This is a genomic window from Pseudomonas flavescens, assembly GCF_013408425.1.
In the GTDB taxonomy this organism is placed as follows: domain Bacteria; phylum Pseudomonadota; class Gammaproteobacteria; order Pseudomonadales; family Pseudomonadaceae; genus Aquipseudomonas; species Aquipseudomonas fulva_A.
The window spans coordinates 3,924,216-3,940,368 of sequence record NZ_JACBYV010000001.1 but is presented as its reverse complement, the minus strand read 5'-3'; the positions used below and the strand labels follow the sequence as shown (position 1 = coordinate 3,940,368).

Sequence of the window (16,153 nt, the reverse complement as noted above, 5' to 3'; positions counted from 1 at the left end):
CAACTGTGCATAGATGAATCATGCTTTGGCATCTGTTGACGCCACGCGAACCTGTCGTTCGGATTTTTCAACCATTTTCATGGGCTTACCGGGACTGGTCATAAAATGTACGATGCCTGGCAGGCCACGTATCACCTGGCGTCGCGCTGTTCATACAAAGATTATCCACAGCTTCGTCCACGTAAATTGTGCACCGATCCATGATGCCGAAGATGCATTAATCTGTTGACTAAAATGCTTTGTTTACAAAGGTTTGGCAGAATCAGGTCTGTGGGTAAGTCGTTGGTCAAATAATGATCGCTTGGCCGTGGCGCCCGGTATCCGAGGGCTTCAGCGCTTCATGCCGAGCTTATCCACAGATTGATCCACGTCTTTTGTGCATAGCCGTTGGAGGTGCTGACTATTGACGAGGGCGGTGGCCTCGCGCAGGCTCCGCAGCCCGAGTGCAGCAAGGATGCCACCATGGCGACCATCCTGATCGTCGAAGATGAAGCCGCGATTGCCGATACGCTGGTGTACGCCCTGCAAGCCGAGGGTTTCGCTACACGCTGGTCGACCCTGGCCGGTGAAGCGCTGACGCTGTTGGAGCGTGAAGCCTTCGATCTGGTGATTCTCGATGTTGGGCTACCGGATATCAGCGGTTTCGAAGCCTGCAAACGACTGCGGCGCTTTTCCGAAGTGCCGGTGATGTTCCTCACCGCGCGCAACGATGAGATCGACCGCGTGGTGGGCCTGGAAATCGGCGCGGACGATTATGTGGTCAAGCCCTTCAGCCCCCGTGAAGTGGCGGCCCGGGTCAAAGCCATCCTCAAACGTGTCGGCCCTCGCGAGGTCGCCGGCAAAGCCGTCGATGGGCCGTTCCGACTCGACAGCGAGCGGGTGCGCATCGATTATCACGGCCATACCCTGAGTCTGACCCGTTTGGAGTTTCAGCTGCTGCAATGCCTGCTCGGGCAACCGGAACGCGTCTTTAGCCGCGAGCAGTTGCTCGATGCCCTGGGCGTCGCGGCGGATGTCGGTTACGAGCGCAATATCGACAGCCACATCAAGAGCCTGCGTGCCAAGCTGCGCCAGGTCGCGCCCCAGGCCGAGCCGATCCAGACCCACCGTGGCCTGGGCTACAGCCTGAAGCTGGAGTAGGCCGATGCTCACCTCTCAGGAGTTTCGCTGATGCCGCTCGGGGTACGTATCTTCCTGGTGTATTTCCTGTTCGTCGGTTTGTCCGGCTGGTTCGTGCTGAGCACGGTGATGGAGGAAATCCGTCCGGGTGTGCGTCAGTCCACCGAGGAAACCCTGGTCGATACCGCGCACCTGCTGGCCGAGATCCTCCGCGAGGATGTCAAATCAGGTCATCTGACCCAGGGGCGACTGCCCGAACTGCTCAAGGCCTATGGACTGCGTCAGCCCCAGGCGCAGATCTGGGGGGTGCCGAAGAACCAGGTCAACCATCGCATCTACGTCACCGACGATCGCGGTGTCGTGCTGCTCGACTCCAGCGCCTTGGCAGTGGGCCAGGACTACTCGCGCTGGAACGACGTCTACCTGACGCTGCAGGGGCGCTACGGCGTGCGCTCGACCCGTGAAGACCCCAACGATCCGGATTCTTCGGTGATGTATGTGGCGGCGCCCATCATCGACGGCGGACGCATTCTTGGCGTGGTGTCGGTGGCCAAGCCGAATCGCACGCTGCAGCCCTATATCGAGCGCTCGCAGCGGCGCCTCGGCTGGCTGGGCGCGGGGCTGATCGGCCTGGGTTTGCTGATCGGCGGTCTGCTCAGCTGGTGGCTCAGCGGCTCGCTGCGGCGCCTGACCCGTTATGCACAGGCTGTCAGCGAGGGGCAGAGAGCGGAGCTGCCCCAGGTTCGTGGCGGTGAGCTGGGGCAGCTGGCTCTGGCGGTGGAGCGCATGCGCACCGAGCTGGAGGGCAAGGCCTACGTCGAGCGCTACGTGCACACCCTTACCCATGAGCTGAAAAGCCCCCTGGCGGCGATTCGCGGGGCGGCCGAGTTGCTGGAGGCCGATATGCCCGAAGCCCAGCGTCAGCGTTTCGTGGCCAATATCGCGGAGGAAAGCGAGCGGTTGCAGAACCTCATCGAGCGCCTGCTGCATCTGGCCCAGGTCGAACAGCGCCAGGGCCTGGAGGAGCGCGTGGCGGTACCGCTGCAGCCGCTGATCGACAGTCTCGTGCAGGCGCAGATGGCGCGTGTGGAACGCAGCGCCCTGCGTGTGGATAACCTTGTGGCGACCAGCCACGCGGTGCTGGGCGAGCGTTTCCTGCTGCGTCAGGCGTTGGCCAATCTGCTCGACAATGCTCTGGACTTCACACCTGCGGGCGGGTTGATCCGCTTTTCCAGCGAAAGCGATGATAACCACCTGTTGCTGCGTCTGTTCAATCAGGGGCCGGCGATTCCCGACTACGCGCTGCCGCGCCTGACCGAGCGCTTCTACTCCCTGGCGCGGCCAGCTACCGGACGCAAGAGCACCGGCCTGGGGCTCAATTTCGTGCAGGAAGTGGTCGATCTGCATGACGCGACGCTGAGTATCGCCAACGTCGCCGATGGCGTGGAAGTGACTGTGCGCTTCGCGCGCTGAGCCCGTTGCAACGACGCCGACGATGCTGGCGGCGACGCACCCGATATGCCCCTCGCACAGAAGCCTGCGCTTTGGCTATTCTGAAACGGATCGCCAATCGACCGGGACAGGAAGAACGCGCATGAAAAAGACCGTGGCCGAAGTGCTGAAAAGCAAACCCATTTCCAACGTATACAGCGTCGCCCCAGACAGCAGTGTATTCGTAGCGGTGAAGCTGATGGCCGAGAAGGGGATCGGTGCCCTCGTGGTGCTCGAGGGCGAGCGCCTGGCCGGTATCGTCAGCGAACGCGACTATGTGCGCAAGGTGGCCGTGCAGGAGCGTTCGCCGAACAATCTCAAGGTCAGTGACATCATGACCAGCAAGGTGATCACCGTGAGCAGCGGGGAAGACAGCCGACGCTGCATGGAGCTGATGACCAGTGGCCGCCTTCGTCACCTGCCTGTGGTGGATGATGGCCAACTGATCGGCCTGCTGTCGATTGGCGACCTGGTGAAGGACATCATCAGCGCCCAGGAAGACCTGATTCAGCATCTGGAACAGTACATCCGCGGTGAGTGAGCCCCGCCGTCGCCCGCAGACGGTGACGATCGGCGTTTCCTGACGCCGGATCATCCGTCTGCCGTTTCCGCTCAGGCGCCTCAAGCGTCTGGCTAACCGCACAATCGCCACACAATCTCCATCTCTACTCCACGCTGCCTCCATGGGGCGTGGCCAGACTGCGTGCATCCCAACTGCACGGAGCGCTGTGCCATGAACCGAAGCCTGATGTTGAAACTGGGCACCATCGCCCTGTTGATTCTGTTGTTGATGATTCCCCTGTTGCTGATCGATGGCCTGGTCAATGAACGCCAGAGTCTGCGTAACGACGTGCTGCGCGATATCGCCCGCAGCTCCAGTTACGCCCAGCAGATCACCGGGCCGATTCTGGTGGTGCCCTATCGCAAGAGAGTGCTTACCTGGAAAACCCGCAAGGACAGTGAAGAGCGTTATCAGGAGGAGTCGATCGAACAGGGCCGCCTGTACTTCCTGCCGGAGCGTTTCACCCTCGATGGCGATGTGCGCACCGAGCTGCGTTACCGCGGTATCTATCAGGCGCGCCTGTATCACAGCGATAGCAACGTCAGCGGCGAGTTCCGGGTGCCGGCCAACTACGGAGTCAGCGATGTCGAGGCCTTTCGTTTCGGCGATCCTTTCGTGGCCGTCGGCATCAGCGATGTGCGTGGCATCGGCAATGACCTCAAGCTGCAGCTCAACGGAGCCAGCCTGAGCTTCGAGCCGGGCAGCGGCGACGAAAGCTTCGGCAGCGGCGTGCACGTTCCACTACCCGCGCGTGACAGCCGTGACGAGCAGGCCTACACCTTCGCCTTCGACCTGAAACTGCAGGGCACCGAGCAATTGAGCATCACCCCGGTCGGCCGCGAAAGTCAGGTAACCCTGCGTTCGGACTGGCCGCACCCGAGCTTCGTCGGTGAATTCCTGCCGAGCCAGCGCGATGTGACCGAGCAGGGCTTCACCGCCAAATGGCAGACCAGTTTCTTCGCCACCGACATGCAGGATGCCCTGAGCAGTTGCGTCAGCGGCTCCTGCTCGGCCATGCAGAGCAGGGCGTTCGGCGTGAGCTTCATCGAGCCGGTAGACCAGTACCTCAAGGCAGATCGGGCGATCAAGTACGCGCTGCTGTTCGTCACCCTGACCTTCGCCGTGTTCTTCCTCTTCGAGGTGCTCAAGCGCCTGGCCGTGCACCCGGTGCAGTACGCCCTGGTGGGCTTGTCGCTGGCGCTGTTCTACCTGCTGTTGCTGTCGCTGTCCGAGCATTTGGGGTTCGCCATCGCCTATGGATTGTCCGCTCTGGGCTGCGTGGCGCTGAACACCTTCTACGTCAGCAGCGTGTTGCGTAGCTGGTCGCGAGGTGCTGCCTTCGGCGTGTTGCTGGCGGCCTTGTACGGGCTGCTCTACGGCCTGCTCGGTGCCGAAGACTACGCCCTGCTGATGGGCTCGCTGCTGGTGTTCGGCGTACTGGGCTGCGTGATGGTGCTGACCCGCAAGCTCGACTGGTACGGCGTGGGCCGCCCGGCCAGCGGTGAACCCCGGATAACCCCCTGATCACCTTGCCGGGGCGTGCGGGTCGCACGCCCCCTGGAGACTGCCATGCGCCTGTTACTGCAATTTTCCGCCTGCTTCGCCCTTGGCCTGTGCATCGCCGGCGTACTGCTGATCGCCATGATGTTCGCTGGCCGCTTCGACTGGATCGAGCTGCTGATGCTCAGCGGCTGGCCCTTCGCTCAGCTTGGCCTGCACCTGTTGCCCGAGACCTTCTGGGCGGCCTTGACCGGCGTGACCGATGCGCCGGCGAACAGCGCCGTGCAGTCGTTTCTGCAGTTGTGCGTGGCGATGATGCAGATCGCTCTGCTGTTCGCGCTGGGCTTCTTCCGCCTGTGGTACCGGCGATGAGTGGGCGCGTCGGGTTGCGTGAAGAGCGCAGCGCAGGGCGGCAACTGGCACGCTGCATCGCCCGGTTGTTTCCCGTGCCTTGGCCGGCAGGTGTCGATGGCCGGCGGTCGCCGAAGCCAGTCGAGCGTGCGCCGCCATAGACGCAGATCAATGGTCGTGGTGGCCGAGGTCCCTAGAATCGTCGGCCCTGTTTTTCCGTGAGTCCTCGTGGTCATGCCCAGCTCCGTGTTTCGCCCCGAACTGCTGTCACCGGCCGGCAGCCTGAAGAACATGCGTTACGCGTTCGCTTATGGCGCCGATGCGGTGTATGCCGGGCAGCCGCGCTACAGCCTGCGAGTGCGCAACAACGAGTTCGATCACGCCAACCTCGCCCAGGGGATTGGCGAGGCTCATGCCTTGGGCAAGCGCTTCTACGTGGTGGTCAACATCGCGCCGCACAATGCCAAGTTGAAGACCTTTCTGGGCGATTTGCAGCCGGTGATCGACATGGCGCCCGATGCACTGATCATGTCCGACCCGGGGCTGATCATGCTGGTGCGCGGGCGTTATCCACAGGTGCCCATCCATCTCTCGGTACAGGCCAACGCGGTGAACTGGGCCAGTGTGGCGTTCTGGCAGGGGCAGGGGTTGACGCGGGTGATCCTCTCGCGGGAGTTGTCCCTGGCTGAGATCGAAGAAATCCGCGCTCAGGTACCGGACATGGAACTGGAGGTGTTCGTCCATGGCGCCTTGTGCATGGCCTACTCCGGGCGTTGCCTGCTGTCGGGCTACCTCAATCGCCGTGACCCCAACCAGGGGGCCTGCACCAATGCCTGCCGCTGGCAGTACGACGTGAAGGCTGCGGGTGAGAACGAATTGGGTGAGATCGTTCATCAGGTGCAGCCTACCCTGGGTATCGGCGCGCCGAGCGAGCAGGTATTCCTGCTCGATGATGGCGATGGGCAGATGCCCATGTTCGAAGACGAGCATGGCACCTACATCATGAACTCACGGGACCTGCGCGCCGTGCAGCACGTCGAGCAACTGGTGAAGATGGGCGTGCACTCGCTGAAGATCGAAGGACGCACCAAATCCCATTTCTACTGTGCCCGCACCGCCCAGGTGTATCGCCAGGCCATCGACGACGCGGTGGCGGGCCGGCCCTTCGACCGCGGCCTGATGGACAGCCTGGAATCCTTGGCCCACCGCGGCTACACCGAGGGCTTCCTGCGCCGCCATGTACACGACGAATATCAGAACTACCAGCACGGCAGCTCGCACGCCGAGCGCCAGCAGTTCGTCGGTGAGCTCACCGGCGAGCGCCGTGGCGAACTGGCCGAAGTGCGGGTCAAGAATCGCTTCGCAGTCGGGGACGGCATGGAGCTGATGACCCCGAACGGTAACCTGCGCTTCACCCTGGAGCGTTTGCAAAACAGAGCGTGGGAGACCATCGCCGTCGCGCCCGGCGATGGCCATGTCGTGTACCTGCCCGTGCCGGCAGGCGTGGAGTTGCAGTTCGCGTTGCTGATGCGGGATGTGTGATGCCGGGCTCGATCGACCCGCGTGTGGCAGGTAATGAAAGGGACCGTGGCATTCAGTGCGGCAAGGCTGCCGCTGCCAAATCGCATCGCCGGCAAGCGGGCGGATGTTAATCGCGCCGCAGGGTTCGCGGGGTGGCAGCGTCAACCTCGCGCGCCAAGCGCTAGGGCTCGATGTTCAGGCGGCGGATGTGGCCGGCTGGCCGCTCGGTTGCCCATGGGCGACGTTGGCGCAGCTGTCGATGTAGGCGGCCAGGTGATGCAGTTCGATGAACTTGGGCGCCTTGGCGCTGCTGTCCAGGGTGGTGATCGGCAGGTTCAGTCGCCCGGACGCGATGGCGCGAATGAAGTTGTCCGGGCTCAGGTGCCGAAAGTACACCGTACGCACTCGGTCGATGGGCACCAGCACGTCGCCGTGGGTGCGGAAAAGTAGCTCCAGCGTCTGGAGCGGCAGGGGCGGCTCAGGCTGAGTGTTCATGGCAATGGCTCGGTATCGGACGGCTCTCGGTTGGTGACAGGACGGGTGATCAATCTTCGGCGAAGCGCGAGGATTTGAGGATGCCGCCCACCAGGTGAATCTTGCTGACGTTGTGCTGCGGAATATGAATGGGCGGGTGATTCTGGTTGACGCTGTCGAAGCGGTACATGCCATCGCGCAGGTAGATGTATTCCTTGATCATCGCCTGGCCATCGAGGGTGCGCACCATCACCTCATCGCCGGCATGGAAGGCCTTGTTCGGTTCGATCAGCACGTACTCGCCGTTCTTGATCCGTGGATGCATGCTGTCACCACTGACCCGCAGGCCATAGGCGTTCGGGTCGTCACTGTGGATGCGCAGGTAGCCGTCTCCATGGCCGACGGGAAAGTCGATCTCTTCGAAATACCCGTGGGTGCCCAGCTGCGCATGCCCCACCACCGGCACCGCGCCGCCACGGGCGTGGCCCACGTCCAGCGTGTCACTTGCCGCACTCGCAGGCTCGGCTAGCGCCTCGCTGCCAGCGAGCTCGGCGATGCTCACGCCAAGTGCCGGTGCGAGCAGCAGCAGGTCCGCCAGGCTGGGCTCACGCAGGTCGCTTTCGTAGTTGCCGATGCGTGACTGCGATGACCAGCCACAGGCCTCGGCCAGCAGCTGCTGGCTGAGACCTGTGCTCTTGCGCAGGCGTTTGATGCGCTTGCCGAGGGTTTCCATGAAGGTGCTCCGTTAATCACGATGTGAAATATTTATAGCGCAGTTTTCGTCTTGAATAAAACACGATTCGTGATTATTTTTAGTTTGTCGATCACCGGTATGGCTCGACGAGTTCTCGAGCCCGATAAGCGCCAATGCGCCGAGGGCCCATCCGTTATCGCCACCAGCGGGGTGGCAGGAGGATCCTGATGATTGCCTACATTGATGAAGCGCTGCAGATATGGGCTGACAAGAAGCTGGGTAAGGAGAGTGAACTGGCGTCCGGGTTCGGTGGCTCTGTCATCGCCGCGCTGATGGCTACACAAGGTGTGTTGATTCGCAGCGAGCGTGGTAGTCGCGTATTGCTGGACAGAACCGCCGAGATCGACTGGATCGTCGGCAAGCACCTTTCGCTCGAACAGCGCCAGGTCGTCATCGAGCACTATTGTGGTGACGCCGCTTCGCTCAGCCAGAAATGGGCCGCGTGCGGTTGCAGCCGCTCGCAGTTCTATCGGCGCCTGGGGCAGGCGCACAAGGTCATTCAGTCACACCTCCTGAAGCGCGCCGCCTGAGCGCGCTTATCACATCCGCCCTACCGATTCCGCCCGCTGAAAGCACCTGCTGCGGCTCACTGCAATCTCGACGCTCCACCGACGCGCCCCCTGCAAGCGCGCCGGTGGAGGCGCGTGCGCTGATTTTTCGGGCGACCAGACGTACCAGACCCGATCGTGTCCGCTTTTTTTCAGCGCGTCTCCGCTGATGGCCGCAGGTGCCTTGTGACCCTGAGAATCGGGGGTTATAAATTGATCAACGTCAACGAGGTGGGCCAGCAGCCTGCCTCGTAAAGCCCGGCCCGCCAAAGCCGGGTTTTTTGTTTCTGTCACCAGGTGGCCTGATCGGGCGATCCGTGACCAAGGGCCCTGCAGACGTGCGGGGCTTTTTTATTTCCGCCGTTCGACGAGATCAGGGGCTTGCCAGCAGGCAGGCCTCCCCTCGTGGCTGCGGCTTCTAACAACAAAACCCTGTGCCTTTGGGGGACGTCGTCGTGGCCGCTGGCCACGGGGAGGATTTTGATAATGAGCGAGCCCGGTAGCGTGTTAATGGCTAGCACCTTGGGAGTGAACCTGCCCACGATCCTAGACAGCATCAACGGAGAGGCCGCGGTTGGGGCCTTGTTTGGAGCACTGGTCTACTTCACCACTACACAAGAGCTGCCGCTATGGAATCGCCTGACGTTCTTCATGACGTCGTTCGTGATGGGGTATCTGTTCACTCCGGCGATCGTCGATTTCGAATTCTACGGTATGCGTCCCTTTGCCTATTCCGGGCCGGCAGGGTTTGCCGGTGCGGGGCTGGTGGTAACGATCATGCTGGCTGCAATCAAGCGTCGCGGGGCCCCGCCTGGGGCCGAGGCGCGAGGAGGCAACGATGATTAGTCTCGTACTCACGCATGCGACGTTCTGCCTGTGTGGCGCTGTATTCGTACGCTTGTTCACCTACCGCCGGCAGGGCGCACGTTTCAGGCGCGGCATGAGTTGCATGGCCATGTTGCTGATGGGCAGCTCGGGGTCGGCGATGTTGCAGATCGCCCTCGGCGACCTGAGGTTGCCAGCGCAGGCATGGTCGCTGGTGCTGTTACTGGCCGTGTTCGCCGTCGCGGTGTTCCGTTCGGGGGGCAACCTGGCTGGCGTCATCCGTGAGTGCCCACCCCATTGCTCCGACGTGCATGCCGAGCGTGTCGAGGATCGGACTTAGAGCTACACCAGGCCGCCGCGCTGGCGTCGGCCTGTAACGAGCATGTGACGCAGCCTGCCTGCGATCAGGTGCCATGACCCTTGGGGCCGCTGGCTGGCCCTTTCACTCAAACGTTGCACTTCATCAAGGCCCGCGGCAATGCGGGCTTTTTTTCGTCTGGAGGAAATACCATGAGCATTAAAACCTTTGACCAGATGGCCGCAGCCGGTGAGTTTCCGCTTATCGGTTTCAACGCTGCGGGGTTGGGTAACAACCCCTATGTGGACGCCATCACCACTGCATCGCTCGATACGCACTACCGCACCATCGCGCCTCGAGGCCATCAACCCGACTACATCAAGTCCTATGCGGGCGGCCTGAACGGCAAGCCATTCGCCGCGCGCTTGCCGTTCGCCGGTGAGCGCATCGCCATTCTCGATGGCGCAGGCGGTTTCAGCTTGCGCCAGGGTTACGTCGAGGAGATCCGCAAGGCCATCCGCCATGTGCACAGTTGGGGCGGATATTGCCTGCTCGACATGCACAACTACGCCCGCTGGTACGTCCGCGCCTCTGGCCCGGTGGCCGGCCGCACCGTGCAGTCCTTCGGCGGCGGATACGCCTTGTGGACGGCGATTGGCGCCCCCGATTGTCCCGTCGATTACCCACTGCTGGCGCGCATCTGGACGGCCATCGTGCAGAAGTTCAAGGACGAGCCCGGCGTGCTCGGCTATGGGCTGATGAACGAGCCCCACAACGCCGGTACCAAGGCCGATGGCGGTGTGAACGTCGAAGCGCTGTGGACTGCCAATGCGCAGCGTCTCATCAACGCTGTTCGTACCGAGGATTCGCAGCATTTCATCACCGTGGCGGGCAATGCCTTCAGTACGGCACTGCACTGGCCGGCTCGTTCCGACGCGCTCAAGAACCTCACTGATCCTGCTGATCGCCTGCTTTACGAGGCGCACCAGTATCCGGACAAGGAAGGTGTGGGCGGCGGCAAGTGGACGGTGGCCAGCGAGTCGGTCAGCTACCGCGATCGTGTGGCGGACTGGCGCCCCTACGTCGACTGGCTCAAGGCCAATGGCAAGCGGGGTATCGCTGGCGAGTTCGGGGGGCCGGATCACGTGCCCGGTATGCGTACCTACTTCACCGAGCTGCACAAGTACTTTGATGCCAACCACATCTTGCGCTTCCAGTGGTTGGCCGGCCCTGGTGACGACGACGATGCGCCCAATGGCATGGACCGCAACGACGGCACCCTGAAGCCGAACACGCGCTCGCTGATGGCGCGTATCGGTAACACCACCACGGCCTACGGGCCCCGTTAAACCCATCGACATCAGGCCGTGTGACCGAGCGCAGTAGTTTTCACACAGCCTGACATGGCCCGCTTCGGCGGGCCATTCCTGATAGGAGAATTCTCATGGCCCGTATCACCGCTGCCCAGGCGGGCGGCACCAATGTGCTCGCCTTTCTCGACATGCTCGCCTGGAGCGAAGGCACCTCGACCATCGATCACAGTGACGATGGCTACAACGTCCTTGTCGGCGGCACGCTGTTCAGCGACTACAGCGCGCATCCGCGAAAGCTGATCGACCTGCCGCGCTACGGCATCAAGTCCACGGCGGCCGGGCGCTACCAGTTCCTGGCCCGTACCTGGGACTCGCTCGTCAGCCTCTACCACTTCCGCGGCCGCTTCACGCCCGCGGCGCAGGATCTGGCCGCAGTGAAGCTGCTGGATGAGTGCGGTGCGCTCGGGCTCATTCGCGAGGGGGAGATCGAACAGGCCATCACGGCTGCCGCACCGATCTGGGCCAGTCTGCCTGGGGCTGGCTATGGCCAGCGCGAACATGAACTGAGCGCACTGTTGTGCAACTACGAAGAGGAACGCGCTGCTCAAGCCTGTGACAAGCCCGACTTGTTGGCCAGGTACAGCGCATGCGGCGGGCAGGTGGCGGCATGAGCTGGCTATCGCTCATCCCGCTCAAGTACCGCGTGCTAGCAGGCGCAAGCCTGGCTGTGACGCTGCTGGTCGGCGCCGCCGGCCTTGGCTGGCTCGCCCAGGGCTGGAGGCTGGGCGAGCGGATGGCCGAGCAGGGTCGCGAGCTCGAACAGCAGATTGCCGTGCGCGACAAGCTGCATGCCGACACGCTGGCCATGGCGCAGAGCGCCGCAGCCGGTGAGGCGCGGCGTGCGAATGAAAAACGTCTGACGCTGGAACAGCAGCTGCAGGCCGCATCCCAGAACCAACACAGGAGACTTACCGATGCTGAAAAAACTGCTGCCCGCCTGCGTGATCGTCTCGCTACTGCTGAGTTACGGTTGTCAGTCCTGGTCGCCAGCCCAGGTGCCAGCGATGCCGGTGGTGGCGCAGTGTCTTCCACCGCCAGTGCCGGACGCCTGGTGGATGGAGCCCGCCGAGCCGACATTGACGCAGGATCTGCTCAACGAATTGTCGGCATCGTCGAACGAGGAGATCGGGCGATCATCGCCTTAGGGATGTGCCAGGCCTATGCACGGACGATAAGCCTGTCGCCCTAGCTCGACCGGCCGCCTGCTAGGGATGGGTATCCGTTGCCGGCGGCTCGGCCCTGGCATGCGGCGTCCGCTGAGCGTCGGTGCTCAGGGTCGGCAGCCGGGCGGTGAAGGATGTACCGTCCGTTTCATTGGAAACGACGCAGATCGTGCCGTTGTGCCCTCTGACGATTTCCGACGCGATATAGAGCCCCAGGCCCAGCCCCTCACGCTGGCCCACTTCCGAGCGGGTATAAGGCTGAAACAGCTTTGGCATCAGTTGCGGCTCGATCGGCACGCCCTGATTCCACACACTGAGCACCAGATGCTCGTCTTCCACGCTGACATCCACCTTGATCGTGGTGCCGTGGCGGCCATGGGTGACAGCGTTGGCCAGCAGATTGGATAGCAGTTGGCAGAGCCGGACCGGGTCGCACAGGTTCGCCTGCGGCACACTCACCGACCGCTCGATGACCGCGGTTGGGTAGGCTTCTGCAATTTCGCTGATGACACGGTCGAAATCGGCCTGCAGGTTGCCGACCACTCGGTGTTCGACGGGAATGCCGCTGCCCAGCCGACCGCGCGCGAAGTCGAGGATGTTCTCGATCAGTGAGCCCATGCGTCTGGCACTGCTTTGAATCGCCGTGGCCAGTCGGCGCTCTGGGCGGTCCAGCAGTTTGGATTCGAGCAGGTCGGCCCCCATCCTGACCGCGCTCAAAGGCGTACGCAGGTCGTGGCCGAGTACTGCGATCAACTGTTCACGCAGATGCCCGGTCTCCCTCTCGACCTCGAGTTCTCGCTGGCTTTGCTCCACGGAGGCCTGCATGTCCAGATTGGCGGCGATCAGTTGGGCGAAGAGCGTGAGCGTTTCGGTAATCACCGGCGTATCGAGATCAGCCGGAGCCGGGTCGATCGCGCACAGCGTACCGAAGAACTCGCCGTTGCCCCGGACGATCGGGATCGACACGTAGCTTTCCAGGCCATAGAGCCTTGGCGTGTGGTGCCGAGAGAACACCGGGTGTTCACTGGCGTGACCGAACAGCACCGGCGTACGGTGTTGCCGGATCTCGTCGCAGATGGTCGTTTCCAGTGCGAGCTCGTCGCCGGGCTTGAGCCCGAACTCGATCGAGTCGTCGACCGCGCAGGTGATCCACTGTTTGTCGGTGACCCGCGCGACGGCAGCGAATCGTAGCCCGGTCACGTGCTTGACCATGCGCAGGATCATCGGAATCGCCTCGATCTTCGCGACGGCACGAAGGTCGGGGCCAAAATTGATCGTCGACATCTTGGCCGTTCCGATTGCAAAGAACACAGGGTACAGCAGTCGGTTTCACCGCTCACCGAACTTTACAGTGGCGCAAGGGCGCGCGCGAAGAGCCACTGGCGCTGATCGATCCGCGATCCGGCAGTGTGATATTGCGCGCGTTAGCGCTGTGGGCTACTGTGCGGGCAGATAAACGCGAGACCTTCCCCGTGAATGCCAGCAGCACCCTTCTGATGCGAGTCATCAAAGCCCACGCCCGTTGGCGTTGGCGCGCCTGATCTTTTTCTCCGGCCATGCCGGATGATTCTCTCTGCCTTGCTCCAGCCCCCTACGATCCGTGTTCCCAGCATCGATGATGCGGGTACCAATGAGGGCGTGGAAAACAGGGCGATTGGCTGAAGAGCAGTAAATCAAAGGGTTAAATATAAAATGCTGCTGATGATCGACAACTACGATTCCTTTACCTACAACGTGGTGCAGTACCTGGGCGAGCTGGGTGCCGATGTCCACGTCATTCGCAACGACGAGCTGACCGTCGCGCAGATCGAGGCGCTGCAGCCCGAGCGTATCGTCGTCTCCCCAGGCCCGTGCACGCCCACCGAAGCCGGGGTGTCCATCGAGGCGATTTTGCATTTCGCCGGCAAGCTGCCGATCCTCGGTGTCTGCCTGGGTCATCAGAGCATCGGCCAGGCTTATGGCGGCGATGTGGTGCGCGCGCGTCAGGTGATGCATGGCAAGACCAGCCCGGTCTTTCATGAAGACAAAGGCGTGTTCGCCGGCCTCAACAATCCGCTCACCGTGACCCGCTATCACTCCCTGGTGGTCAAGCGTGACAGCCTGCCGGAGTGCCTGGAAATCACCGCCTGGACTGCCAATGAAGATGGTTCCGTCGACGAGATCATGGGCCTGCGCCACAAGACCCTGAACGTCGAGGGCGTGCAGTTTCACCCCGAGTCGATTCTTACCGAGCAGGGCCACGAACTGTTCGCCAACTTCCTCAAGCAGACCGGAGGCGTGCGCGCATGAACATCAAGGAAGCCCTCAACCGCATCGTCACCCAGTTGGACCTGTCCACCGAGGAAATGCGCGGCGTGATGCGCGAGATCATGACGGGGCAGTGCACCGACGCGCAGATCGGCGCCTTTCTCATGGGCATGCGCATGAAGAGCGAGACCATCGATGAGATCGTCGGTGCCGCCAGCGTGATGCGAGAATTGGCCGCGCCGGTGGAGATCGCTGCCGAACGGCTGGTCGATACCTGCGGTACCGGTGGCGACGGCATGAATATCTTCAACGTCTCCACCGCTGCGGCCTTCGTCGTCGCCGCGGCCGGTGGCAAGGTGGCCAAGCACGGCAACCGGGCGGTGTCGGGCAAAAGCGGCAGTGCCGATCTGCTCGAGGCGGCTGGCATCTATTTGGGCCTCACGCCGGTACAGGTGGCGCGCTGCGTCGAGACCGTCGGTGTCGGCTTCATGTTCGCGCCGTCCCATCATGGCGCGATGAAGCACGCCATCGGTCCGCGTCGTGAGCTGGGCCTGCGCACGCTGTTCAACATGCTTGGCCCGATGACCAACCCGGCTGGCGCCAAACACCAGGTGGTGGGCGTATTCAGCCAGGCGCTGTGTCGGCCCATGGCGGAGGTGCTGCAGCGCCTCGGCAGCCAGCACGTGCTGGTGGTGCATGCCCAGGATGGTCTCGATGAGATCAGCCTGGCCGCGCCGACCTTCGTTGCCGAATTGAAGAACGGCGTGGTCAGCGAGTACCGCATCCAGCCCGAGGACTTTGGCATCAAGAGTCAGAGTCTGATCGGCCTGACCGTCGACGGCGCCGGGCAGTCGTTGGAGCTGATCCGTGATGCGCTGGGCCGCCGCAAGAGCGAGGTCGGCCAGAAGGCTGCCGACATCATCGTGCTCAATGCTGGCGCTGCGCTCTATGCCGCGGACCATGCCGACAACCTGAGCGATGGCATGAGCCTGGCTCATGACGCGCTGCACACCGGCCTCGCCCGGGAAAAGATGGAAGAGTTGGTATCCTTTACCGCGGTATTCAAACAGGAGAATGAAGGGTGAGCATTCCCACCGTTCTGGAAAAGATCCTCGCCCGCAAAGCCGAGGAGGTCGCGGCCCGACGTGCGATCGTCAGCCTGGCCGAAGTCGAGCGCGAAGCACGCGCGGCCGATGCGCCACGTGGCTTTGCCTCTGCGTTGATCGAAAAGGCCAGGAGCAAGCAGCCGGCGGTGATCGCCGAGATCAAGAAAGCATCGCCGAGCAAGGGTGTGCTGCGCGAGAACTTCGTTCCGGCGGAAATAGCCCTGAGCTATCAGGATGGCGGTGCGACCTGTCTGTCGATCCTGACCGATATCGACTTCTTTCAGGGCGCTGACCGTTACCTGCAGGAAGGGCGTAGCGCCTGCTCCCTGCCGGTGATCCGCAAGGATTTCATGATCGATCCATACCAGATCGTCGAGGCGCGGGCCTTGGGTGCCGACTGCGTGCTGCTGATCGTCTCGGCACTGTCCGATGCGCAGATGGGCGAACTGGCGGCAACGGCCAAGGCCTTCGATCTCGACGTATTGGTGGAGGTGCATGACGGCGATGAGCTGGAGCGTGCGCTCAACGTGCTGGACACGCCGCTGGTCGGCGTCAACAACCGTAACCTGCACACCTTCGAGGTCAACCTGGAAACCACTCTGGATCTGCTGCCGCGCATTCCCCGCGACCGCCTGGTGGTGACCGAAAGTGGCATCCTCAATCGTGCCGACGTGGAGCTGATGGAAATCAGCGACGTGTATGCGTTCCTGGTCGGTGAAGCGTTCATGCGTGCGGACAACCCGGGCGCCGAACTGGAGCGCCTGTTCTTTCCCGAGCGCAAGCGACTGATCGTCAGCCCTGACGTGGACTGACGAATACGA

The 16,153-nt window shown here is 62.5% G+C and carries 18 protein-coding genes; 15 read left to right on the top strand and 3 right to left on the bottom strand.

Going from position 1 to position 16,153, the window contains the following annotated elements:
• The first annotated feature begins 462 nt into the window (after positions 1-462).
• From creB to trhP, 6 genes are all read left to right on the top strand, one after another.
• Entirely contained in the window at positions 463-1,140 is a 678-nt protein-coding gene (gene creB, locus FHR27_RS17725) for a two-component system response regulator CreB (RefSeq protein WP_179539176.1), read from the top strand.
• Between the two features lie 30 nt (positions 1,141-1,170).
• A complete protein-coding gene (gene creC / locus FHR27_RS17720) occupies positions 1,171-2,592 on the top strand; it encodes a two-component system sensor histidine kinase CreC (RefSeq protein ID WP_179539175.1) in 1,422 nt (473 codons plus the stop codon).
• Between the two features lie 121 nt (positions 2,593-2,713).
• Positions 2,714-3,151 (top strand): CBS domain-containing protein, encoded by a 438-nt coding sequence (locus tag FHR27_RS17715; protein ID WP_042554294.1) that lies wholly within the window; start codon positions 2,714-2,716, stop codon positions 3,149-3,151.
• A gap of 192 nt (positions 3,152-3,343) precedes the next feature.
• Positions 3,344-4,696 (top strand): cell envelope integrity protein CreD, encoded by a 1,353-nt coding sequence (creD, locus tag FHR27_RS17710; protein WP_179539174.1) that lies wholly within the window; start codon positions 3,344-3,346, stop codon positions 4,694-4,696.
• Positions 4,697-4,741: 45 nt separating this feature from the next.
• On the top strand, positions 4,742-5,044 hold the full coding sequence (locus FHR27_RS17705) for a hypothetical protein (RefSeq protein WP_179539173.1): 303 nt from the start codon (positions 4,742-4,744) through the stop codon (positions 5,042-5,044).
• Between the two features lie 213 nt (positions 5,045-5,257).
• The gene (trhP, locus tag FHR27_RS17700) at positions 5,258-6,565 is read left to right on the top strand and encodes a prephenate-dependent tRNA uridine(34) hydroxylase TrhP (RefSeq protein ID WP_179539172.1); all 1,308 of its coding nucleotides are present in this window, start codon (positions 5,258-5,260) and stop codon (positions 6,563-6,565) included.
• A 174-nt stretch (positions 6,566-6,739) separates the two neighbouring features.
• Here trhP and FHR27_RS17695 read toward each other — a convergent pair whose 3' ends face one another.
• A complete protein-coding gene (locus FHR27_RS17695) occupies positions 6,740-7,039 on the bottom strand; it encodes a pyocin activator PrtN family protein (protein ID WP_042554298.1) in 300 nt (99 codons plus the stop codon).
• 49 nt (positions 7,040-7,088) lie between these two features.
• Positions 7,089-7,751, bottom strand: coding sequence for an XRE family transcriptional regulator (locus FHR27_RS17690; RefSeq protein WP_179539171.1), 663 nt, complete (start codon positions 7,749-7,751; stop codon positions 7,089-7,091).
• A gap of 188 nt (positions 7,752-7,939) precedes the next feature.
• Here FHR27_RS17690 and FHR27_RS17685 point away from each other — a divergent pair, with 188 nt between their 5' ends.
• The 6 genes from FHR27_RS17685 (at position 7,940) to FHR27_RS17660 (ending at position 12,005) form a co-directional block, all read left to right on the top strand.
• On the top strand, positions 7,940-8,302 hold the full coding sequence (locus FHR27_RS17685; RefSeq protein WP_179539170.1) for a PA0613 family protein: 363 nt from the start codon (positions 7,940-7,942) through the stop codon (positions 8,300-8,302).
• A 504-nt stretch (positions 8,303-8,806) separates the two neighbouring features.
• Positions 8,807-9,166, top strand: a complete 360-nt coding sequence (locus FHR27_RS17680) for a putative holin (protein WP_042554301.1) — start codon at positions 8,807-8,809, stop codon at positions 9,164-9,166.
• Positions 9,159-9,485, top strand: coding sequence for a phage holin family protein (locus FHR27_RS17675; protein WP_042554302.1), 327 nt, complete (start codon positions 9,159-9,161; stop codon positions 9,483-9,485). Before FHR27_RS17680 ends, FHR27_RS17675 begins: the two co-directional genes overlap by 8 nt.
• A 170-nt stretch (positions 9,486-9,655) precedes the next feature.
• Positions 9,656-10,792, top strand: coding sequence for a glycoside hydrolase family 5 protein (locus tag FHR27_RS17670; RefSeq protein WP_179539169.1), 1,137 nt, complete (start codon positions 9,656-9,658; stop codon positions 10,790-10,792).
• A 95-nt stretch (positions 10,793-10,887) separates the two neighbouring features.
• Entirely contained in the window at positions 10,888-11,427 is a 540-nt protein-coding gene (locus FHR27_RS17665) for a glycoside hydrolase family 24 protein (protein ID WP_042554304.1), read from the top strand.
• Positions 11,424-12,005: a lysis protein gene (locus tag FHR27_RS17660; protein ID WP_156152713.1), complete on the top strand. Its 582-nt coding sequence runs from the start codon at positions 11,424-11,426 to the stop codon at positions 12,003-12,005. Before FHR27_RS17665 ends, FHR27_RS17660 begins: the two co-directional genes overlap by 4 nt.
• A 16-nt stretch (positions 12,006-12,021) precedes the next feature.
• Here the strand turns inward: FHR27_RS17660 and FHR27_RS17655 are convergent, their stop codons facing one another.
• The gene (locus FHR27_RS17655; protein WP_179539168.1) at positions 12,022-13,263 is read right to left on the bottom strand and encodes a GAF domain-containing sensor histidine kinase; all 1,242 of its coding nucleotides are present in this window, start codon (positions 13,261-13,263) and stop codon (positions 12,022-12,024) included.
• A 408-nt stretch (positions 13,264-13,671) separates the two neighbouring features.
• Between FHR27_RS17655 and FHR27_RS17650 the strand changes: the two genes are divergently transcribed.
• From FHR27_RS17650 to trpC, 3 genes are read left to right on the top strand one after another with little or no spacing between them, the layout of a single operon-like run.
• Positions 13,672-14,268, top strand: a complete 597-nt coding sequence (locus tag FHR27_RS17650; protein ID WP_042554307.1) for an aminodeoxychorismate/anthranilate synthase component II — start codon at positions 13,672-13,674, stop codon at positions 14,266-14,268.
• Positions 14,265-15,311: an anthranilate phosphoribosyltransferase gene (gene trpD, locus FHR27_RS17645; RefSeq protein ID WP_179539167.1), complete on the top strand. Its 1,047-nt coding sequence runs from the start codon at positions 14,265-14,267 to the stop codon at positions 15,309-15,311. Before FHR27_RS17650 ends, trpD begins: the two co-directional genes overlap by 4 nt.
• Positions 15,308-16,144, top strand: a complete 837-nt coding sequence (trpC, locus tag FHR27_RS17640; protein WP_179539166.1) for an indole-3-glycerol phosphate synthase TrpC — start codon at positions 15,308-15,310, stop codon at positions 16,142-16,144. Before trpD ends, trpC begins: the two co-directional genes overlap by 4 nt.
• Positions 16,145-16,153: the final 9 nt, after the last annotated feature.